Source organism: Marinobacterium sp. xm-d-564, from assembly GCF_013283345.1.
Classification (GTDB): Bacteria; Pseudomonadota; Gammaproteobacteria; order Pseudomonadales; family Balneatricaceae; genus Marinobacterium_E.
Window position 1 is genome coordinate 227,630 of the sequence record NZ_WBYO01000003.1, and the last position, 20,052, is coordinate 247,681.

A 20,052-nucleotide genomic window follows, 5' to 3' on the forward strand; every position below is an offset into this window, starting at 1 on the left:
CGATTTAATTTCATATTCAACATCGGGGTTGTGGGATGCCCTGCAAGGTGGAAAAATCGATATCTGTTTATTTAAAACGCCTATACAGGATAGTCGATGCCCGAGCGTTATACGCCCAAACAGTTCTTACCTTTCCGACCCGAAGTGATTCTAGGTGTGCTTACGCTGTTTGTCGTCTCTTTGATCTACTTGACCCTGTTTACCCGTCAACAGGCATTAGAGGAGCTGCATCAGCAGGCCTCCAGTGAGCTTGATCGTTACCGAGTGTCAGTGGAGCAGAGACTGGATCGTTTTCGTAGCTTGCCCGAACTGTTAGCCGATCATGAATTACTGGCTGATGCGGTCACTGGCGCCGAAGAGGAGCGTGTTGGGCAGGCGAATCTCTATCTGCAACGAGCCGTTGATCTGGTCAATGCATTGGATATCTATGTGATGGACAGTGCGGGCTACACCAGAGCCTCCAGCAACTGGTTTAAAGAGACCAGTTTTATTGGGCGGAACTTCTCATTTAGGCCCTATTTCACCGATGCCATGAAAGGGCAGTCGGGGCGCTATTTTGCTTTGGGCAGTACGACGAATAAACGGGGCTACTACTTCAGTCACCCGATGCACCGCAATGGTGAAATCATTGGGGTTGTCGTCGTTAAGATCGACTTGGATCAGATCGAAGAGCGCTGGAACAACCCGGCCACCGAAGTGATGGTGTCAGATGAGGATGGCGTTATCGTTATCAGTACCGAGCCAGATTGGATGTTTAAGACACTCAGCCCGCTGTCAGATGAGCAGATGAAGCGGATAGCCGAAAGTCTTCGATACGGTGATCAGCCGCTTAATTCTTTGAATATTGCTAAACGCAGTGTGGAGGATGAGCAGTTTGAGATCATTACTGTGCTGCACAATGAGAGTGACAACCCTGCAGCATCGGCCGAGCTCGACACACGACAGTATCTGCTGTTGGCGGACCAGATCTCTAACACTGGTCTGACCGTTCGCCATCTCGCCAATCTGCAAACGGTTGAAGATCGCGTATTGGTGGTGCAGTTGATTACCACGATACTGGGTGTGTTGATCGTTCTGGCCAGTCTTGTGGCCTTTCAGCGACGCCGCATTCGCATTGAGCGTCAGCGCTATACTGAGCGTGAAAGCCGAGTTCGAAAAGAGCAGGAAGCGCGCATTGAAGGCGTGATTAATAATACTCAGGTTGGCCTCTCTCTGATCGATACAGAAGGTAAGATTGAGTACTTTAATCCGGTGCTGGAGAGACTGCTGGGGTATCGCTTGGATCAGATCATCGGCAAGCCGTTTCATGAGCTACTGTCGCCGCAGGATCAGTTACTACTGAAGCGCTATATTGAGTTAGAGGTCGCAACCCGTGAACAGCATCTGAAGCTGGAGGTGGATTGCCTCAACGCTAATGGTAGCGTTATCCCGGTTGAACTGACCCTCAGTAACATGGAGCAGAGTGGCCGTTATCACCTGATTGTCACCTTGGTTGATATCACCGAACGTCGCGAGCATTTACAGGCCTTACAGCGTGCACAAAATGAGCTTGAACGTCGTGTTGCAGAGCGTACTCAGGACCTTCAGGCCGCCAACAAAAAGCTATTGTCCGAGATCGAAAATCACCAGTTAACTCAGAACGAGTTGGTACAGGCGGCTAAGTTGGCGACCATTGGTCAGATGTCAGCCGGTATAAACCACGAGTTGAATCAACCACTGACGGCAATTCGCAATTACGCCGATAACGCCTTGAAGTTTCAGACACTGAATAATGCAGAACGAGTCACGAGCAATCTGCAGCAGATTGCCAATCTGACGCAGCGAATGGCCAACATACTGCACCCCCTGAAAGAGTTCTCGCGTAAGCAAGATCCGCAACAGAGTAGTGTGTCGCTGCGTGATCTGCGCGATGGGGCTATGTCTATCCTTTACGGGCAGTTAGAGCGTCAAAATGTTGAGATCACCTGGCCCGATAACTCGGATCAAATTTGGTTGAAAGCGGATCTTCTGCGTATGGAGCAGGTGATGGTGAATCTGATCAACAACGCTGCTCAAGCGATGGAGCAGAGTGAAGATAAGCAGATTCAGGTTCGTACAGAGTTTCTCGGGGAGCAGATCGCCATCTCTGTATGCGATACCGGACCCGGTTTAAGTGATGAGGCGTTAGAGCAGATCTTTACACCATTTTTTACCACAAAAGAGCAGGGGCTTGGTTTGGGGCTTGGTCTCTCTATTTCGCAGCGGATTGTCGAGTCGCTTGGTGGTATGCTTAGCGCCCACAACTTACCCGAGGGTGGCGCCGAGTTTCGTATTCTTCTAAATAGGGCTCAACCACCCAGTGCACAAGCAACTAAGGAGTCCGAGTGACAGAGTCTAGAGCTGACGAGATTCAAGTATTACTGGTAGATGATGACGCCTACATCTTGGATTCGGCTGGGCAAACGCTGGAGCTTGAAGGTTACTCTGTGGTGACCTGTGATCGTGCTGAAAAGGCGTTGGGTATCATCAGTTCAGGTTGGTCGGGGATTGTCGTCACCGATATCAACATGCCGGGTATGACCGGTTTAGAGCTACAGGCTAAGATCAAAGCCATCGATTCTGATATTCCGGTCATCATTATTACCGGTCATGGCGACATCTCTATGGAGGTAACGGCGATCCGTGATGGCGCCTACGATTTCATTGAAAAACCCTTTGCCTCTGAGCTGCTGATTGATGTCGTACGTCGTGCGATCGAAAAGCGCTCGTTAACTCTCGAAAACCGAGCGCTTAAAGAGGAACTAGCCACTCACAACGCGGCAGGCCCTCGTTTAATTGGCGCCAGTCCGCGCATTCAACAGCTGCGTAATATTGTTCGAGCGGTTGCTGATACCCCTGCGGATATTTTGATTCACGGTGAGACCGGAGCGGGTAAAGATCTGCTAGCTCGCTATATCCATGAAAACAGCAGCCGTCGCGGGGCCAACTTTGTCGCCATTAACTGTGGGGCGGTTCCTGAAAACCTAATTGAGAGTGAACTCTTTGGCCATGAGGCGGGCGCCTTTACCGACGCCAAAAATCGTCGAATTGGTAAGTTAGAGCATGCTCAAGGTGGAACACTGTTCTTAGACGAGATCGAAAGCATGTCGATCTCTTTGCAGATTAAACTGCTGCGTGTGTTGGAAGAGCGTGTCATTGAGCGTTTAGGTTCGAACGACCCTATTTCACTGGACTTAAGAGTCATCGCCGCCTCTAAAGTGGACCTGCGTGAAGCGGCCGACCAGGGCGATTTCCGAGAGGATCTCTACTATCGACTCAATGTCGTTCGAGTCGATCTACCCGCCCTTAGGGAACGCCGCGAAGATATCCCTTTGCTGTTTAAACACTTTGCTCTGGTCGCCTCAGGTCAGTTTGGCCGTGAAGTCGAACCGCTAACACCGGAGCAGATTCAGCAACTTGTCGCCTATGATTGGCCAGGTAACGTGCGTGAGCTGCGCAATGTGGCGGAGCGTTTTGTGCTGCTCGGTGAGCTCAATTGTGGGGAAGCGGGCGAGTTGGAGAGTAATCAGAACACCACTATGAGCCTACCTGATCGCGTTGAGTACTTTGAGAAAACGTTGATTCAAACCGAATTGGCTCGTCATGCCGGCTCAATCAAAGAGACGCTGGCCGCTTTGGGTCTACCTAGAAAAACCCTCTCTGACAAAATGCGTAAGTACGGTCTTGATAAAGCGGACTACAAATAACGCACCCGGTTGTCAGGACCTGACTATTCGTTATACTTGCCCGCTTGTTTGAATATAAGGCGACTCTCTATGTTGGGTTCAATTGCAGCTGTTTGGGGTATTGTTGGCGTTGTTGCTCTGTTGAGCAGTGCAATCTATCGCTTAGCACCTATGGCTTTGGAACTTCCGTTTGCTGAATTGAGTTTTGGCCATTGGGTGGCACTGGCTTTCTCGTTGGTCTTTATGGGCTTTGCCGAGGGATATCGCGGCTTCCAGCAAAACTTTTCACCTCGTGCCGCTGCTCGAGCGCGATACCTTCGTCACCATGTGACGCCTGCGCGTTTGGTACTCGCACCGCTCTTTTGCATGGGGTTCTTTCATACCACTAAGAAGCGCAAAATCGTCAGCTATTCACTGACCACATTTATCATTGTGTTGATCATTGTGGTGCACTCTATCCCGCAACCTTGGCGCGGCATTGTCGATGCTGGTGTCGTACTGGGTCTGACCTGGGGAACTATTTCGTTGCTGGTATACGGAATGAAAGCGCTAACTAAAGAGGTGTTCGACGTCTCACCCGAGACCCCAGAACACCACTGATGTTTTTCGGTTAACCTAGGAAGAGCTGGTAGGCTGGGTTGGTGGTCTCTTCAAACCAGGTGTAGCCCAACTCGTCTAAATACTTACGCACTTCAGAACGCTCTTTCTTAGGCACTTCCATACCCACTAAAACGCGTCCATAGGCAGCGCCGTGGTTGCGGTAGTGGAACATTGAGATATTCCAACGCCCACCCAGAGTATTTAGGAACTTCATCAACGCGCCTGGACGCTCTGGAAATTCAAAGCGGAAGAGCGCTTCGTCACCACAGGCATCAGGCTTGTGACCGCCAACCATATAGCGAATATGACTTTTTGCCACCTCGTTATCGGTAAGGTCTGTCACTTCATCTAATGCGTCGTTAAGTTCGGCCAGTAACTCTTCGCGACCATCGTTGTTTTTTCGGATTTGAACACCGGCAAACACCACGGCCGCATCGCTGTCGCTATAGCGGTAGTTGAACTCAGTGATGTTGCGATTCCCCAGCGTTTTACAGAACTGCTTAAAGGCACCTGGTCGCTCTGGGATTTTGGCCGCTATTAATAACTCACGTTTTTCACCGATCTCTGAACGCTCAGCAACATGACGCAGACGATCAAAGTTTACGTTGGCCCCTGAGTTGATGGCGATTAGATTTTTGCCGGTGCACTGCTCGCGCTCGACATAGCGTTTGAGGCCGGCAACCGCTAGGGCACCTGCGGGTTCTGACACCGCACGGGTATCGTCAAAGATATCTTTAATGGCCGCACAGATCTCATCCACGCTGACGGTGATCACTTCATCGACATGATCTTTACATATTTCCCAAGTGTGCTTACCGATCTGAGCTACGGCGACACCGTCCGCAAAGATGCCAACTTGTGGCAGTGTGGCACGACGACCCTTCTCCATAGCCAGTGCAAGACACGCGGACTCATCCGATTCAACGCCAATGATCTTGGTCTCGGGTCGAAGGTATTTTACGTAAGCCGCCACGCCGGCAATTAAGCCGCCACCGCCGACCGGTACAAAGATCGCCTCGATGGGGCCAGTATGCTGGCGCAACATCTCCATCGCAACGGTACCCTGTCCTGCAATGACATCGGGGTCATCGTAGGGCGGGATGTACGTTAAGCCTTTCTCTTGCTCTAGTTTGGCAGCATGCTGGCGCGCATCGTCAAAGGCATCACCGTGCAGAACCGCTTTTCCGCCCAAGCGACGCACGTTGGTGACTTTCACGTCTGGCGTAGTTTTGGGCATGACAATGGTCGCTTTAATACCAAGGTATTTAGCCGCATTTGCAACGCCTTGAGCGTGGTTGCCGGCGGATGCAGTAATAACACCGCGCGCCTTCTCTTCATCGGTCAGCTGAGCCATACGGTTGTAGGCACCACGAATTTTGAACGAGTAGACAGGTTGTTCATCCTCACGTTTTAGTAGGACTTTGTTGCCTGTGCGCTCGGACAAACCGGGTGCGTCATCCAGTGCGGTTTCGACGGCTACGTCATAAACACGCGCTTCAAGAATTTTTCGTATGTATCGCTGCATAGTGATCAAGAGCTGTTTTGCTTAAGAAATATGGATGCAAATGGTATAGACTCACTGCTATTGCGTCTAGATAGCCAGGCAAATGGCTGCTAAAACACCCGAAAATTGACTGTTTAGAGATGGATTGATGACTCAAGACGAAATGAAACAGGCGGTCGCACAAGCGGCACTGGATTATGTATTGCCAAAATTAAAAGCGGATTCGGTGATTGGTATCGGAACCGGCTCTACGGCTAACTGCTTTATTGATGCATTGGCAGCACACAAAGGTGCATTTGAATCGGCCGTGGCCAGCTCGGAAGCTTCTGCCGAGCGTCTGCGCTCACATGGCATTGAAGTGGTTGATTTGAACTCAGTCTCAGGTATTGAGGTCTACGTCGATGGCGCCGATGAGTTCGATCCACACTTAAACCTAGTCAAAGGTGGCGGCGGTGCGTTGACTCGCGAGAAGATTGTCGCAGCAGCATCCAAAGAGTTTGTCTGTATTGTCGATCAGTCTAAGCAGGTTGATGTATTGGGCGCTTTCCCTCTGCCGGTAGAGGTGATTCCGATGGCTCGTTCTTACGTAGCTCGTGAGTTAGCGAAGCTGGGTGTGCAGCCTGAATACCGCCAGGGCTTTGTGACCGATAATGGCAACATCATCTTGGATGTTCACGATATGGAGATCCTCAATCCAAAAGGGCTAGAGCGAGAGTTGAACGACTTGGTGGGTGTTGTCACCAATGGTCTGTTTGCGCTGCGCCCTGCAGACCTTGTCCTGATGGCAACGCCAGAGGGTGTTGAGACACTGACTGTCTAAGTCGGAAAAGTACAGCCAAAAAAAGGAGCCATTAGGCTCCTTTTTTGTTGGTTGAGTGGCTTACCACTGAACAACCTGAGTCAATGCGATGCTGACTGGCATAGTGATCCAAGCAAGAGCAACTAGGTTGATTGCGATCCAGCCCCAGCCAGATTTGTCACGGAAGTTTTCGTCGTGTGCCATGGTTTTAAACCCTCAAATTTGTTGATGTAGATCAAAATTTGAGCGAATTCTACACATCTTTAATGAAAAATAACACTACTCCAATAGTGGAATTAGCCGTTGTTATTACCCATTGGATTTAAGAATGGCATAGCACTGCTCTATCTTAAGTGGAGCACGCAGCAGACTGGCTATCGCAATAAACGCGAAACTGGCCAGTATTGGCAGAGTGAGCCACAGCTCCCAGTGAGCAGAGAGCGGTATCTTCAACAAAAACTGATTCATGGCTGCCAAGGTGATCTCTGCACTGAACACAGCGAGTGAGCCACACACCAGACCCAAAAGACCAAACTCCAAGAGATCAAGCTGTTTGGTCTCAGTCGCTCTTGCCCCTAATGTTTGCAGCAGTGCCACCTCAGTTTTACGCTGTTCTAATGCTTGGAGCAGGGTGATAGTGACCAGAATAAGGCCAGTCGCCAGCGTCATAATCAACACAAAGGCCGAGCTTTCAGCGAGTCTTTCTAACCAGCCAGCGAGCTGTTTCATCAGTTGATCGATATCGATCAAGGTTAACGACGGGAATTCGCGAAGCAGTTCGTTCGCTTGTGCTTTGCGCTCCTCGGCCAGTTTAAAGCTGGTGATCCATGTGCCCGGATAAGATTGCAGTGCTGCTGGCGAGAAAATGACGTAGAAGTTGGGTTGGAAAGATTCCCACTTCACTTCACGCACACTGGTGATGACACCACTGACGGGTTGGCCACCGACGTCAAAGCCGAGCTTGTCACCCAGTTTAAGCCCTAGATCCTCCAGCATGTCCCGCTCGATTGAGATCTGGTGCTCGCTAGAGTCTGAATCCCACCACTCACCTTGGATGATCTGGTTATGCACCGGTGGTTGCTGGCGCCAGGTCAGGTTTAACTCACGGCGTAGAGAGTTATCCTTTAACTGCTCTTCGTTTAGCTGAGGTCTGATCGGTGCATCGTTAAGGTCCACTAATCGCCCGCGTATCATGGGATAGAGTTCGGTATCAATGTCGCGATCTGCCAAAAACTGATCGACCCCTGGCTTTTGCCACTCCTGGATATTGATTAAGAAGTAGTTCGGCACGTCTTCAGGGAATTGCGCTTGCCACTCTTTGACTAAGTCCTGACGAGCCACCCAGATAACGCTCAACAACATCAGTAACAGAACCATGACACCCGCTTGTAATCGGTGCCATTTACGTTGCTGGCGCAAACGCATGGTGAGCAAACGCCCAAGGGCAAGGCGGTTAGCTAAAAAACGCCCGAGGCTATGCAAAATCAGTTGGGCCAACCAACCGAACAGCAGGCCGCTGATACCCAGCATGATCAGTAAAACCGCAGCAGCGGCAGGCGCCGCCAAAAATAGCAGTAAGACAGCGCTTAGCAGTACCAGACTGATGAGGTAGAGCCCCCAGCTCGCTTTTTGAGTCGTGTTCGTCTGGTCGCTTCGTAGTAACTGTGCAACTGGGACCTTGGCCTGCTCCAGTGCGGGAGGCATGCCGAGTAGAAGTAGCATCGCATACCCCAACGCAGGGCCTATTATGTAGCTACTCCACTGCGCGTTAGGGAGCGCTTGTGGAAGCAGACCGGATAGCCAGATATCGGCTAGGCCAGCGAGAAGAGCGCCAGCCATCCCGCCAATCACTGCGATAACGGTTGCGGCTATGCCAAGTTGCCAAAAATAGAGCCTTACTAAGGCGTTGGGTGTTAACCCCATGCTTAAGAAGAGCGCGCTGCGACTCTGCTGGGCATGTCCGAAACGACGCAGTGCCAACAGAATGGTCAGTGATGCAAGCAGTAGGGTCGTCAGTGAACTCAAACGAACATAGGAGAGACCGTTAGCGAGGGCGTTACCGGTGACCGGTTGATCATTGATCAGTGACAGTATCCGCTCGTGGTTCTCCAGCGTCGGTTTTAGACGTGCCTCGTACGTTTTAAGCTGATCATTGTCACCACTGATCAGTAGACGGAACTCGGCTCTAGAGCCAGGACCTAGTACCGCGCTCTTCTCAAGATCTTGCTGATTGACCAGAAGATGTGGGTTGAGTGTGTTGAAACCGCTGCCTCTATCGGGGGACTGCTTTAACCTGGCGGTAAGCACTAGATCGGCGTAACCGAACTGCAGAGTGTCGCCAATCGACAGGCCTAGTTGATCAATAATGCGCTCTTCAGCCCATGCGGTTCCCGGCTCAGGTACCGCTACTTGCATAGGTGGATCAGTAATCACCTCTCCCCTGAGCGGGTAGGGATCAGAGATTACTTTGGCTGAGCTTAGGATGAGGTTGTCACCAGCACCGACCATGGTGGGGAATTGAATCACTCGGGTGGTGGTTAGCCCCAGCTCTTCAGCTAGGTCCGTGCGTTGTTCATTAATGGGTCGACTGGATCGAACGACTAGATCGGCCCCTAGCACTGAGGCACTCTCTCTGAGGAGGCCACTCTCTAAACGATCACTGACGATCGATAAAAAGCTGGTCAGTGTCACAGCGAGTAGAGCCGCAAGGATTAATACTCGCCACTCAATGGTCCGCAGTTGGACCCACAGCTGACGCCTTGCAATACGGGGGATGGCAGAACTCATGATAGCTCCTCGATAGCCCCATTACTCAGTTGAATTCGACGCTGACAGCGTTTCGCTAGCTCAAGGTCGTGAGTGATCAATATCAGCGTTGTGCCCTGTTGTTCGTTCAATGAGAAGAGTTGTTCAACGATCTGTTGACCTGTCGCTTCATCGAGGTTGCCGGTAGGCTCATCGGCAAAGAGCAGGGCAGGGTTGCCTGCAAAAGCACGCGCTATCGCCACGCGTTGCTGTTCGCCACCGGACAGTTGTGAAGGGTAGTGATCAGTTCGATCACCCAGCCCGACGTTTTGTAGCCATTCTGACGCTGTCGACTCCGCGTTGGGTTGCTGGCGAATCTCAAGGGGTAGTGCGACGTTGTCCTGTGCTGTTAGCTCGGGCAGCAGGTGAAAGGATTGGAAAATAAAGGCAATTTTATCGGCTCTGAGTTTTGCTCGTTCTGCATCCGACAGTGACTCTAAAGGCTTGCCTTCAAATTCGACTGTCCCAGAGGTGGCCGTATCCAACCCCGCAAGCAGACTGAGTAGCGTCGATTTACCGGCGCCAGATTTACCGATGATCGCTATCGTCTCCCCGGCATTAATGGTTAGGTTGAGATTGACGAACAGATCCAGTGTTCCGCTTCCGGTCTTAAACTGTTTTCCCAGCTGTTTTGCTTCAAGTAGAACGGAGCGGCTAGTCATGGTGTCCTCTTAATGATCCAATAGTCTTCTAATACCCTTACGACTATTATTAATTTTGGGTTTGTTACGTCGCTTTTAAAGGTTCGAGGTCGTTTTGTTAAAGAATTTCATACTGCACTTATTCATCGCTTTTTGGTTAGCGCTGCCGGTTAAGGCAGCGGATATTATGGTGTTGGGAGATAGCCTCTCGGCCGGTTATGGATTAACCCCGGGTGAAGGTTGGGTAGAGTTGATGGAACAGCGTTTGGAAAGTTCCGGTCTGACGTTATTAAATGCCAGTGTCAGTGGTGAAACCACAGCCGGGGGGCTGGCGCGACTTCCCGATCTGTTAGAGCTACACGAACCTAAATGGGTCCTGCTTGAGTTAGGAGCCAATGACGGTTTACGCGGTACTCCTCTGAATATTATTCAAACCAATCTTGAAGCTTTGGCCAGTAAGATTACTGAGTCAGGTGCAAAGCTGATTGTGATTGGTATTCAGCTACCGCCCAACTATGGTCCACGATACACCCGCGCTTTTTTTAATCTATTCCCCCAGCTGGCTGAAACATTTGATGCACCACTCGTGCCATTCCTGTTAGAGGGCGTGGCGACCGATTGGGATCTGATGCAGTCAGATGGCCTACACCCTAAAGCGGTCGCTCAGCCGATCATTCTTGAGACCGTGATGAGTGTTGTGGGACCGGAAATAGGCGTGCAGTAGACAATAAAAAAGAGAGCCGAAGCTCTCTTTTCAATGACGGGCTACTGATTAAGCCGCTAGGTTTGCGTTTGCAAAGTCCCAGTTCACAAGTGACCAGTAACCGTTTAGGTAGTCTGGACGTACGTTGCGGTAATCGATGTAGTAAGCGTGTTCCCAAAGGTCTACAGTCAGGATCGCTGTTTGACCGTTAGTCATTGGCGTGCCTGCGTTGCTAGTGTTTACGATCTCTAAAGAACCGTCAGCGTTTTTAACCAACCAAGTCCATGAAGAACCGAAGTTGTTAACCGCTTTGTCGTTTAGCTCTTCTTTGAACTTGTCGAAAGAGCCCCACTGAGCGCTGATCGCGTCAGCAATAGCGCCTGTTGGCTCACCGCCACCGTTTGGTGATAGGCAGTTCCAGTAGAAGGTGTGGTTCCATACCTGTGCTGCGTTGTTGAATACGCCGCCAGCTGGTGCCGTTTTGATGATCTCTTCTAGAGATTTACCTTCAAACTCAGTACCTGGTACTAGGCCGTTTAGCTTAACCACGTAAGTGTTGTGGTGTTTGCCGTGGTGGAATTCTAGAGTTTCAGCAGAGATGTGTGGTTCTAGTGCATCTTTTGCGTATGGCAGTGCTGGAAGTTCAAAGCTCATTTTATGCTCCAATCATTTCAGTTAGTCAGGGCATAAAAACCCTGGCGGTAAGTTAGTGGATGCGATCATATCACCTTTCGCCCGACTATTAATGGCACAAAAAGTAATGTCTTTAGATCACTCGGTTGTTTCGTATCTGCAACTAAAGATAGCTGAAATTATGTTCACCTCTGATTACAATGCGGCCATCTTGATCATTTACAAGGCTTAAAGCATGTCAAAGGTTCTGTTGTGGATCGCCGTTGTTATGGGCGCCATCTACATTGTTCGTGTTAACTACTTTGGATCCAAAACCTACGAACCGTTTATGAACGGTTGTCTGGTGTCAGGTGCCTCTGAAGCGCGCTGCAGCTGTCTAACCGATTATGTCCACGAGCGCTTTGACGACTTGGAAGTCGGTCGCATTCTGCGTAGTGATCGGTCTGATGCTGGTTTTTCTGAGCGCGTGGATCGCGTTATTGCAGCTGGTACGTTGGCCTGTAAGTCTGCGGATCAGTAACTACTGCTCGGCAAGCCATTGCTTGACCAGAAACAGTGCGGCAATGGCTCGGCCTTCATGAAAATCACTCTGCATCGCCAGTGTCTCGATATCCGCCAGTGGGTATTTCACAACTTCCAGAGGCTCTGGTTCATCACCTTCTAAACGACTCTCATAAAGATCCTGCGCCACAACCAGCGTCAGTGAGTTGCCCATGTAGTTGGGCACCGCGCTCATATTCCGGATAACCTGAAGTTGATTGGCAGCAAAACCAGCCTCCTCTTGAAGCTCTCGATTGGCTGCTTGTAGGGCATCTTCGCCGGGATCGATCACGCCTTTGGGTAGTGTTAAGACATAATCATCAAAGCCGGTCGCATACTCTCGAATCAGAACGATGTTCTGTTGGGCATCGATGGCAAGCACCATGACGGCGCCTCGGCCCTTGGATGCCAGACGTTCAAATCGACGCTCCTCACCATTGCTGAAGCGAAGGTCGACCTGCTCGACATGAAACAGTGCACTCTTCTCTGGCTTAGTGACCTTCAAAATTTCCGGTTTGATCGGCATACTGGTATCCAAATAACGTTTCCTAGAGTGTTCCCCGATTATGCTTCAATGGCAAGAGATAGACACCGTCTTCTTAGATATGGACGGCACCCTGTTGGATCTTCACTTCGATTCACACTTCTGGCTTGAGTTTCTGCCTGCTCGTTACGCAGAGATTCACCAAATCGATGTTGAAGAGGCTAAGAAATATATCCTGTCGAACATTATGGAAGAGCAGGGGACATTAAACTGGTACTGCTTTGACTACTGGAGTGAGCGCTTTCAGCTACCGATTGCTGAGCTAAAACACGAGGTGGCCGATAGGATTGGCTACCGCCACTCTGTGCCCGAGTTTCTAGCTTGGCTTAAACAGAGTGGTCGACGTGTGCTGATTGTCACCAATTCGCATCGGGCAGGGGTTGATTTAAAGTTCTCTCGTACCAATTTAGCGGATGAGGTGCAGGGTGTGATCAGTTCACACGACTATGGCTATCCGAAAGAGTCGCAAGCCTTTTGGGAGACTCTTATGAAGCATGAGCCCTTCGACCCTGAGCGTACATTGATGGTGGATGACAGTCTACCGGTTCTGCAGTCCGCACATGATTTCGGCATCAAGCATCTGCTAACGATTGATCAGCCTGATCTGCAGATGCCCCCACGCGACATGAGTGATTGTGATTTTATGTCGATCAATGATTTTAATGAGGTAATGGTAAACGAATGAGTAGCGGTATCCGTCTAGATAAGTGGCTTTGGGCTGCCCGGTTCTACAAGACCCGAGGCATTGCCAAAGAGATGATTGAAGGCGGTAAGGTGCACTACAACGGGCAAAGAGCAAAGTGCAGTAAAGCGGTTGAGATTGGTGCCAAGCTTAAGATTCGTCAGGGCTACGACGAGAAAGAGATCGAGATCGTTGCACTCTCTGATCAACGTCGTGGCGCGCCAGAAGCTCAAAAACTCTACGTTGAGACTCAAGCCAGTATCAATAAGCGCGAAGAGAACGCTGCGATGCGTAAGCAGTTGGGCTCAGGGCCTGATGCACGACCGGATAAAAAGAGCCGTCGTGAGTTGTTGCGGGTTAAAGGTTATTTACGAGATTGATAGCTGAAACCTGCACCAATTCCGCGTAAAATCGCGCCCCAATTGTTAAATTATTATAGGTCTTCTGATGAGCACACCTGATCAAATTCAACGCGTCCTGTTTGATAATGCCGACGTGCGAGGCGTTGTTGTCGGTCTTGAAGAGAGTTTCCAGCAAGCGATTGCTTATGGTGACTACCCGGATGAGATTCGCCACCTGTTGGGCGAGATGTTGGCGGCGGTTGTGCTACTCAGTTCAAACTTGAAGATCGAAGGTCGTTTGTCACTTCAAGCACAGGGCGACAGTGGACTGCGTCTGCTTCTTGCTGAGTGCAACGATAAAGGCCAGGTCCGTGCGATTGCTCGTTTTGACGAAGAGACTCTAAAGCACGGCGAGCGTTTCGATCACTCCTTTGTTAATGGTCGCATGGCGCTGACCATGGAGCCTGAACAGGGTCAGCGTTACCAAGGCATTGTACCGCTTGAAGGGGCGAGCGTTGCCGAGTGTATCGAAGGCTATTTCCGCCAATCAGAGCAGCTACCCACGCAACTGATTCTGACCACCGATGGTCAGCGTGCCGCTGGCATGATGCTGCAAGTGTTACCGGCTGCTGGCAATGGCGATGAGGATTGGAATCACATCTCTACTCTGGCGCAAACCCTGCAAAACGATGAGCTACTCGAGTTGGATAACGAGACACTGTTGTATCGTCTATTCCACCAAGAGAGCGCACGTATCACAGATCCTGAGCCGTTAAGCTTCTCGTGTGACTGTTCACGTCAACGCAGTGCAGCCGCTCTGCAAACGATGACCGAAGAGGAGCTTCTGAGCCTTGCTGAAGAGCATAACGGTGTCGTATCAACAACTTGTCATTTCTGTAATCGCAGCTATGATTTTGATGCGCAAGACATTAAAGCACTGTTCCACAACGATGGGGCATTGAACGAGAGTGACTCGTTACACTAAAGGTTATCGATCTGGGGGTTTGTTAGAGCCCCCGGCTATGAGATAATCGCGCACCTACAAAAAGAGTTGGCCACGACCTTTCAAACCAACCACCAATAATATTATTTAAATTATTTTCCGCGTTCCGCCCTCTTTGAGGACGGTAACTTTTAGGTACAAATGGGTTAAAGCCCAAGGGATCAGTTGATGACTAAAGAGTCAATCGCAGAGAATCACCTTAACCTGACGCCTGCCGCGTTGGTTGAGGCTGCTATCGCACGCAATGAAGGCGTACTAGCAAACACAGGTGCACTTGTCGTTACTACCGGTAAGCGTACAGGTCGTTCACCAATGGATCGTTTCATCGTCCAAGAGCCAAGCACATCCGATGCCATCTCTTGGGGGCCAATCAACCGTCCATTCGACGCAGACAAGTTTGATGCATTATGGGCGCGTGTTGAAGCGTACATTTCTGAGCAAGAGTCTTTCACTTCTGAAGTGCATGTCGGTTCTGATCCAAGTCACTACCTTGCAGTGCGTATGACAACTGAAACTGCATGGCAAAATCTTTTTGGTCAAAATCTCTTCATCCGTCCAAGCGACTACAACCCTAAGGGTAAAGAAGAGTGGCAAATTCTTAACGCTGCTGGTTTCGAGTGTGAGCCAGAGCGTGATGGCACCAACTCTGATGGCTGTGTCATTCTGAACTTCGCACAACGTAAAGTGTTGATCGCCGGTATGCGTTACGCGGGAGAAATGAAGAAAGCGATGTTCTCTGTACAGAACTTCCTTCTACCTGAAAAAGACGTGCTACCAATGCACTGTTCAGCGAACATTGGTGAAGATGGCTCAACGACGCTCTTCTTCGGTCTTTCAGGTACTGGTAAAACAACCCTTTCTGCAGACCCAAGCCGTTACCTAATCGGTGATGATGAGCACGGTTGGGCGAAAGGCGGTGTCTTCAACCTAGAAGGCGGTTGTTACGCTAAGACAATCAACCTTAGCCAGAAAAACGAACCGATCATCTGGGATGCAATCCGTTTTGGTGCAATCGTCGAGAACGTTGTTCTAGACGAGTGTCGTGAAGCGGATTACAACGATGTCAGCCTGACAGAGAACGGTCGTTGTGCCTACCCGTTGAGCCATGTTGAGAAGCGTTCGGCGACTAATATGGGTGACGAGCCAGATAACATCGTATTCCTAACCTGTGACCTAACCGGCGTACTGCCTCCTGTCTCTATCCTGAGCAAAGAGGCAGCGGCGTACCACTTCCTATCTGGCTACACAGCGTTGGTTGGCTCTACAGAGATGGGTTCAGGCGGCGGCATCAAGTCGACCTTCTCAACCTGTTTTGGTGCACCATTCTTCCCGCGTCCACCAAGCGAGTACGCAGAACTACTGATCAAGCGTATCGAAGAGTACGGCTCTAAAGTTTACCTAGTGAATACCGGTTGGACCGGCGGTAGCTACGGTACAGGTGAGCGTTTCAGCATCCCAACGACTCGCGGCATCATCTCTGCGATTCAACACGGACACCTTAAAGATGTGGAAACTAAGCACATCCCTGGTCTAAACCTAGAAGTGCCTGTGACCGTTCAGGGTGTTGATGACAACCTACTTGTGCCACGTGATACTTGGGCAAACGGCGCCGATTATGATGCTGCTTGTGCCGATCTGACCGCACAGTTCGTTAACAACTTCGAAAAATTTGAAGGTGTTGATGAGAAGATCATTGCTGCAGGCCCTCAAATTTAAGAGGCAGCATGCAGTATAGAGAGGCGACCTTAGGTCGCCTTTTTTATTGTTAAAAAATGAGTTTTAAAGTTTCTCGACGGTATTGAGTTCTAGTTTTACAACTTTACCTTTATTTACACCTCAGAAACCCAACTTAATATTTTGATACGCAATAATGTCTTCATCGTTACCACCGGCAACGATGAATACATTATTGGAGCTTATTATGAAAAAGATGATTACCGCAGCATTAGTTGCCTCTTTATCTACAGTGTCGATCAACTTTGCCATTGCCGATGAGGCACTACAGACACAAACTCAACAGAAACTTATGTTACACGTTGAAGATGGTACCGGCTCAGATTTGGGTACTATGGCACAGACCAAAACACAGACCAAAACGATGAAAAAGTCTGGCGATGGCTCGGGTAGTCAGCTAAAAAAACAGTACAAAAAAGGTAAAAAGTAATTGTAATTACATTGCATATCTTTGATTAGAAGGCGACCTTAGGTCGCCTTTTTTGTTACTGTAAAAGCTGATATCGACGCTGTCCGCTAGGCAAATAATAATAAGGGGTTGTCAGGAATACTTGCAGCTTTCAAAGCAGGTGAACAAGTGGGCAGCAGAAACAAAAAAGTAAAATGAGACTGATATCCACTAAGGACAGAGGGGCTCTTCTATGAACAATCAAATAGCAGCTGTGTTGAGCGTGTTAATGCTAGCGGTTCCAGTTCAAGCCGAAGAAAACCCAACGCGTGACGATTTCTCCGATGTATTAAAACAACCAATGCCTGACTATCTCACAGACGTGATCGACAAACCGGACTATCGGATGAAATGGAACGGTCTGTTTGAAGGCGAGGTTGGTGTAGATCAGTGGTTGGCTGAATACCTGGACAACGGTGCCGTGGAGCATCCAGTTGAGTACGTAGAGGAGGGCGGTTTCGTTTTTGAAATTTATAGTCTGTGTGAGCCTCACAACTGTTGGGGTAGCAAATTTACGTTTGTCGTCTCCAAAACATGCCCTCTAGTTCATGGGGTGATGACTAGTTTCGACGAAGTGACTCGCCAATTCGGCGTAAAGCTGAAGTTCTATGATGGGGACAAGCCAATTTATGTTCTGCCTCAGTTTGCAGACCTTTGCAGAGCTGAGCTCAAATAACTCTCGTTATCAACTATAGCCAAAAGGTTATCAGACCGATAAACAGATCTAATTTCATATTACTGAGGCTTGGGGGTAAATTTTAACTATCTAACAAACAGGAGAAACGCGATGAGTGGTTTCAATGAAAGACTTGATCATATATTGCCTACCATACCGTATTACTGATCAGATTCATGATGAGTACGGTTAGGAAGAATATGGCAGCACAACATTTCGTCACCCAGCAACCCCTATCGATAGGCCCCGTGACTGAGACCTATGAACGAATGGTGGATGCGGGGGAGGTGCAACGAGATGAGGCACAAGTCACACTAGCCGCAAAACTCGATGCTCTGCATGATTCGCTTGCCTTGCTACCGCCAGTCCCTGTGGGTTCTGATAAATCGATAGCGAGCAGTACTACTAGCAACAGCCCGCTTCCACTTGGACGATCTTTGGTCTCCGCTCAGTTCTCTCTTCGAAAGAAACTCAATTTGTGGTCTTTTAGTCCACCACCGCGCGGTATCTATATTCATGGTCCGGTCGGAGTCGGCAAGAGCTTTCTAATGGACCTCTTTTACGCGTCGGTTAAGGCTTCTATTACCAAGCGCCGCGTCCACTTTCATGAATTCATGCTAGACGTGCACCATCGCCTATTTGTCTTCAAACAGAAGCACCCACTAGATGATGTGATGCCTGTTGTTGCACAACAATTGGCACAGGAAGCTCAACTCCTCTGTTTTGATGAATTTCAAGTAACCGATGTTGCCGATGCCATGATTTTGAAGCGACTGTTTTCATTATTATTGGATAGGAATGTCGTAGTGGTCGCCACCTCAAACCGCTCCCCGGATACATTGTATGAGGGAGGCATTAACCGATCCCTCTTTTTGCCATTCATAGACATGTTAAAAGACAGGTTCGACATTATCTCCATGGAGGATTCCGCCAGAGATTATCGACTCGAAACTCGAGCAGATGGTCATTCCTATTTTTGGTCAAACAAGGATGACCATGGCAATAACAACATTCAGTCGCAGCTTAAAGATATATTTGGTGGCACTGTATCGGGAACTGAGGACGAGGTCATTGACGTACGCTTCGGCCGCACCGTCCAGGTCAAACGACATAATGACCGGTGCGCCTGGTTTGATTTTTCCGAGTTGTGTCACCAGCCGCTTGGCGCGTCCGATTATATTTCCCTTTGCGACCGATTTCCGGTCCTCATCATCGACGGTGTTCCGCAATTAGACGTCAATCACCTTGACGAAGGGCGACGATTTTTGACCCTCATTGACCTGTGTTATGAATCTCGCACCCGCTTGGTGCTGGCAGCCAACGTCCCACTCGATGAACTGTTTGTCGATTTCTCAGCGCAAATTGAACGCAGCGATGGCAATGAAGAGTTGTTTGTTAGTGAAAAAGGGGGCAACTCAAGCTCCTTTGCGACGACCATGATTCGTTCCAAAGAGGGTGAAGATATGGAGTGGTCGGCAACGGGTCTAAATGGCGCGTCACTGGCAAAATTATCGGCCGCCAATGATCTAGCCTTCTCTTTTCGACGAGCCGCGTCTCGGTTGGTCGAAATGAGTGGTAAGGATTGGGGGCGGTAAAAACTTCAACGACTCAAAGCCGCCTCTCAGTTTTTAATATTACTCCTGCTTTCTCATGAAGAATCGATAGAAGGTTTGATCTGATATCAGAGGTAGTAGCCGCGTTAGTAGGGCAATGATAATCAGTGCAAAAGCCAATCTAGCCCAGAGTATGCCGTGCAGTTCTGCACCGGTTAGTGCGATCAGTAGGGTATCTTCAATCAGGCTGTGACACAGGCCAAGAAGGGCAAAAGAGGCAAAAATATCGCGTCCACTGATGGTGCCTCGCTCTGCTTCACGAATCAGTAATCCGCCACCATAGGCTAATCCCAGTGTCATCCCTATTAAGCTCATCGGTAGGGCTTCTCGTTTAATACCAATCAGTTTGAGAATCGGTCTAAGTAGATATTCGATGGCGCGCTCTAAACCCGTCACTTTGGCAATTCTTAGAACGGCTACCAAACCAAAAATGACGACAACGGTCCAAAATAGCATCTCGAGTTGTGCACTTAGCCACGCGGTCCAACTGTTGTCACCAATCTCTGGGGCAAAATCGAAGCTAACCAGCTGCTGCATGCTGGGCATATCTTGGTAGACCCAGTGCATACAGATCGCAAGCCCGAGTGCGCCGCCGATGCGAATTAGAATCATCGGCAATAATCGGCAACCCCCTCGATAGGTGATGGCGATCTCAACAATCAAGTTGTGCGCACCCAGCATCAGGATGCCCATCAACGTAATCTGCTCAAGTGTCCAGGCTTGTGAGTAGGTGAATAGGACAATTAAGCCTGCGTAGATGTTGGTGAGCAGCGTGGTGGCCCATACAATGCCGGCAATGGCTGGTAGACCTAGCCACTCCATAGGTGCACTGAGTGTGTCGGCTAAGAAGTCGGCTGCACCGATTAGCTCCAATAGGCGTACAATGACGATGGCTGGGATGAGTATTTTGAACAGGGTCAGGGTAACGCGAACACTGTCCTCTGTGACTTCACGCAGGTGTTTCATTAGTGGATTCATCACAGTTCTCGACATCATTCCCATTATTGGTGAGCAGATGCTATTATTGGGCAAGTTATTTTGCAATTTAAGGTTGATGTCTTGTTAAGACAAGTCTTGCAACC

20 protein-coding genes are annotated in these 20,052 nt (G+C 49.6%); 13 read left to right on the plus strand and 7 right to left on the minus strand.

What is annotated here, in order from left to right; genetic code table 11:
- Nucleotides 1–96: 96 nt before the first annotated feature.
- The 3 genes from XMD564_RS05130 to XMD564_RS05140 all read left to right on the plus strand — a co-directional run bounded on the left by XMD564_RS05130 (nucleotide 97) and on the right by XMD564_RS05140 (nucleotide 4,304).
- On the plus strand, nucleotides 97–2,367 hold the full coding sequence (locus tag XMD564_RS05130) for an ATP-binding protein (RefSeq protein ID WP_173481735.1): 2,271 nt from the start codon (nucleotides 97–99) through the stop codon (nucleotides 2,365–2,367).
- On the plus strand, nucleotides 2,364–3,725 hold the full coding sequence (locus XMD564_RS05135) for a sigma-54 dependent transcriptional regulator (RefSeq protein ID WP_173507952.1): 1,362 nt from the start codon (nucleotides 2,364–2,366) through the stop codon (nucleotides 3,723–3,725). The genes XMD564_RS05130 and XMD564_RS05135 overlap by 4 nt, the downstream gene beginning before the upstream one ends.
- 69 nt (nucleotides 3,726–3,794) lie before the next feature.
- Nucleotides 3,795–4,304, plus strand: a complete 510-nt coding sequence (locus XMD564_RS05140) for a hypothetical protein (RefSeq protein ID WP_173481737.1) — start codon at nucleotides 3,795–3,797, stop codon at nucleotides 4,302–4,304.
- A gap of 10 nt (nucleotides 4,305–4,314) precedes the next feature.
- Here the strand turns inward: XMD564_RS05140 and ilvA are convergent, their stop codons facing one another.
- Nucleotides 4,315–5,829, minus strand: a complete 1,515-nt coding sequence (ilvA, locus tag XMD564_RS05145) for a threonine ammonia-lyase, biosynthetic (RefSeq protein ID WP_173481738.1) — start codon at nucleotides 5,827–5,829, stop codon at nucleotides 4,315–4,317.
- Between the two features lie 127 nt (nucleotides 5,830–5,956).
- Between ilvA and rpiA the strand changes: the two genes are divergently transcribed.
- Nucleotides 5,957–6,628, plus strand: a complete 672-nt coding sequence (rpiA, locus tag XMD564_RS05150; protein WP_173482564.1) for a ribose-5-phosphate isomerase RpiA — start codon at nucleotides 5,957–5,959, stop codon at nucleotides 6,626–6,628.
- 60 nt (nucleotides 6,629–6,688) lie between these two features.
- On the opposite strand, the gene XMD564_RS11485 is transcribed toward rpiA, so the two are convergent.
- The 3 genes from XMD564_RS11485 to XMD564_RS05160 all read right to left on the minus strand — a co-directional run bounded on the left by XMD564_RS11485 (nucleotide 6,689) and on the right by XMD564_RS05160 (nucleotide 10,074).
- The gene (locus XMD564_RS11485) at nucleotides 6,689–6,811 is read right to left on the minus strand and encodes a hypothetical protein (protein ID WP_256368141.1); all 123 of its coding nucleotides are present in this window, start codon (nucleotides 6,809–6,811) and stop codon (nucleotides 6,689–6,691) included.
- 105 nt (nucleotides 6,812–6,916) lie between these two features.
- Nucleotides 6,917–9,394: an ABC transporter permease gene (locus tag XMD564_RS05155; RefSeq protein ID WP_173507953.1), complete on the minus strand. Its 2,478-nt coding sequence runs from the start codon at nucleotides 9,392–9,394 to the stop codon at nucleotides 6,917–6,919.
- Nucleotides 9,391–10,074 (minus strand): ABC transporter ATP-binding protein, encoded by a 684-nt coding sequence (locus XMD564_RS05160; RefSeq protein ID WP_173484107.1) that lies wholly within the window; start codon nucleotides 10,072–10,074, stop codon nucleotides 9,391–9,393. Before XMD564_RS05160 ends, XMD564_RS05155 begins: the two co-directional genes overlap by 4 nt.
- A 94-nt stretch (nucleotides 10,075–10,168) precedes the next feature.
- Between XMD564_RS05160 and XMD564_RS05165 the strand changes: the two genes are divergently transcribed.
- A complete protein-coding gene (locus XMD564_RS05165) occupies nucleotides 10,169–10,777 on the plus strand; it encodes an arylesterase (protein ID WP_254443080.1) in 609 nt (202 codons plus the stop codon).
- A 48-nt stretch (nucleotides 10,778–10,825) separates the two neighbouring features.
- On the opposite strand, the gene XMD564_RS05170 is transcribed toward XMD564_RS05165, so the two are convergent.
- The gene (locus tag XMD564_RS05170; RefSeq protein WP_173495331.1) at nucleotides 10,826–11,410 is read right to left on the minus strand and encodes a superoxide dismutase; all 585 of its coding nucleotides are present in this window, start codon (nucleotides 11,408–11,410) and stop codon (nucleotides 10,826–10,828) included.
- A 214-nt stretch (nucleotides 11,411–11,624) separates the two neighbouring features.
- Between XMD564_RS05170 and XMD564_RS05175 the strand changes: the two genes are divergently transcribed.
- Nucleotides 11,625–11,909: a hypothetical protein gene (locus XMD564_RS05175; RefSeq protein ID WP_173481743.1), complete on the plus strand. Its 285-nt coding sequence runs from the start codon at nucleotides 11,625–11,627 to the stop codon at nucleotides 11,907–11,909.
- Here the strand turns inward: XMD564_RS05175 and nudE are convergent, their stop codons facing one another.
- Entirely contained in the window at nucleotides 11,910–12,455 is a 546-nt protein-coding gene (gene nudE / locus XMD564_RS05180) for an ADP compounds hydrolase NudE (RefSeq protein WP_173481744.1), read from the minus strand.
- Nucleotides 12,456–12,495: 40 nt separating this feature from the next.
- On the opposite strand from nudE, the gene yrfG reads away from it, so the two are divergent.
- The 7 genes from yrfG (at nucleotide 12,496) to zapE (ending at nucleotide 18,952) form a co-directional block, all read left to right on the plus strand.
- Complete coding sequence (yrfG, locus tag XMD564_RS05185) at nucleotides 12,496–13,158, plus strand: GMP/IMP nucleotidase (protein ID WP_173507954.1); 663 nt, start codon at nucleotides 12,496–12,498, stop codon at nucleotides 13,156–13,158.
- Nucleotides 13,155–13,535: a ribosome-associated heat shock protein Hsp15 gene (gene hslR / locus XMD564_RS05190; protein WP_173481746.1), complete on the plus strand. Its 381-nt coding sequence runs from the start codon at nucleotides 13,155–13,157 to the stop codon at nucleotides 13,533–13,535. Before yrfG ends, hslR begins: the two co-directional genes overlap by 4 nt.
- A gap of 67 nt (nucleotides 13,536–13,602) precedes the next feature.
- On the plus strand, nucleotides 13,603–14,481 hold the full coding sequence (hslO, locus tag XMD564_RS05195; RefSeq protein WP_173481747.1) for an Hsp33 family molecular chaperone HslO: 879 nt from the start codon (nucleotides 13,603–13,605) through the stop codon (nucleotides 14,479–14,481).
- A gap of 186 nt (nucleotides 14,482–14,667) precedes the next feature.
- The gene (locus XMD564_RS05200) at nucleotides 14,668–16,215 is read left to right on the plus strand and encodes a phosphoenolpyruvate carboxykinase (protein ID WP_173481748.1); all 1,548 of its coding nucleotides are present in this window, start codon (nucleotides 14,668–14,670) and stop codon (nucleotides 16,213–16,215) included.
- A 205-nt stretch (nucleotides 16,216–16,420) separates the two neighbouring features.
- Complete coding sequence (locus XMD564_RS05205; protein WP_173507955.1) at nucleotides 16,421–16,663, plus strand: hypothetical protein; 243 nt, start codon at nucleotides 16,421–16,423, stop codon at nucleotides 16,661–16,663.
- 211 nt (nucleotides 16,664–16,874) lie between these two features.
- Nucleotides 16,875–17,357, plus strand: coding sequence for an Ivy family c-type lysozyme inhibitor (locus tag XMD564_RS05210; RefSeq protein ID WP_173481750.1), 483 nt, complete (start codon nucleotides 16,875–16,877; stop codon nucleotides 17,355–17,357).
- A 200-nt stretch (nucleotides 17,358–17,557) separates the two neighbouring features.
- Complete coding sequence (gene zapE / locus XMD564_RS05215) at nucleotides 17,558–18,952, plus strand: cell division protein ZapE (protein ID WP_217364273.1); 1,395 nt, start codon at nucleotides 17,558–17,560, stop codon at nucleotides 18,950–18,952.
- A gap of 39 nt (nucleotides 18,953–18,991) precedes the next feature.
- On the opposite strand, the gene XMD564_RS05220 is transcribed toward zapE, so the two are convergent.
- Nucleotides 18,992–19,948: a hypothetical protein gene (locus XMD564_RS05220; RefSeq protein ID WP_254443081.1), complete on the minus strand. Its 957-nt coding sequence runs from the start codon at nucleotides 19,946–19,948 to the stop codon at nucleotides 18,992–18,994.
- Nucleotides 19,949–20,052 lie beyond the last annotated feature (104 nt).

Excerpts from the sequence above, each read along its gene's own strand:
- XMD564_RS05130 (WP_173481735.1), top strand. The coding sequence starts at position 97 with ATGCCCGAGCGTTATACGCCCAAACAGTTCTTACCTTTCCGACCCGAA.
- XMD564_RS05140 (WP_173481737.1), top strand. The coding sequence starts at position 3,795 with ATGTTGGGTTCAATTGCAGCTGTTTGGGGTATTGTTGGCGTTGTTGCT.
- ilvA (WP_173481738.1), bottom strand. The coding sequence starts at position 5,829 with ATGCAGCGATACATACGAAAAATTCTTGAAGCGCGTGTTTATGACGTA.
- rpiA (WP_173482564.1), top strand. The coding sequence starts at position 5,957 with ATGACTCAAGACGAAATGAAACAGGCGGTCGCACAAGCGGCACTGGAT.
- XMD564_RS11485 (WP_256368141.1), bottom strand. The coding sequence starts at position 6,811 with ATGGCACACGACGAAAACTTCCGTGACAAATCTGGCTGGGGCTGGATC.
- XMD564_RS05155 (WP_173507953.1), bottom strand. The coding sequence starts at position 9,394 with ATGAGTTCTGCCATCCCCCGTATTGCAAGGCGTCAGCTGTGGGTCCAA.
- XMD564_RS05160 (WP_173484107.1), bottom strand. The coding sequence starts at position 10,074 with ATGACTAGCCGCTCCGTTCTACTTGAAGCAAAACAGCTGGGAAAACAG.
- XMD564_RS05170 (WP_173495331.1), bottom strand. The coding sequence starts at position 11,410 with ATGAGCTTTGAACTTCCAGCACTGCCATACGCAAAAGATGCACTAGAA.
- XMD564_RS05175 (WP_173481743.1), top strand. The coding sequence starts at position 11,625 with ATGTCAAAGGTTCTGTTGTGGATCGCCGTTGTTATGGGCGCCATCTAC.
- nudE (WP_173481744.1), bottom strand. The coding sequence starts at position 12,455 with ATGCCGATCAAACCGGAAATTTTGAAGGTCACTAAGCCAGAGAAGAGT.
- yrfG (WP_173507954.1), top strand. The coding sequence starts at position 12,496 with ATGCTTCAATGGCAAGAGATAGACACCGTCTTCTTAGATATGGACGGC.
- hslR (WP_173481746.1), top strand. The coding sequence starts at position 13,155 with ATGAGTAGCGGTATCCGTCTAGATAAGTGGCTTTGGGCTGCCCGGTTC.
- hslO (WP_173481747.1), top strand. The coding sequence starts at position 13,603 with ATGAGCACACCTGATCAAATTCAACGCGTCCTGTTTGATAATGCCGAC.
- XMD564_RS05200 (WP_173481748.1), top strand. The coding sequence starts at position 14,668 with ATGACTAAAGAGTCAATCGCAGAGAATCACCTTAACCTGACGCCTGCC.
- XMD564_RS05205 (WP_173507955.1), top strand. The coding sequence starts at position 16,421 with ATGAAAAAGATGATTACCGCAGCATTAGTTGCCTCTTTATCTACAGTG.
- XMD564_RS05210 (WP_173481750.1), top strand. The coding sequence starts at position 16,875 with ATGAACAATCAAATAGCAGCTGTGTTGAGCGTGTTAATGCTAGCGGTT.
- zapE (WP_217364273.1), top strand. The coding sequence starts at position 17,558 with ATGGCAGCACAACATTTCGTCACCCAGCAACCCCTATCGATAGGCCCC.
- XMD564_RS05220 (WP_254443081.1), bottom strand. The coding sequence starts at position 19,948 with ATGAATCCACTAATGAAACACCTGCGTGAAGTCACAGAGGACAGTGTT.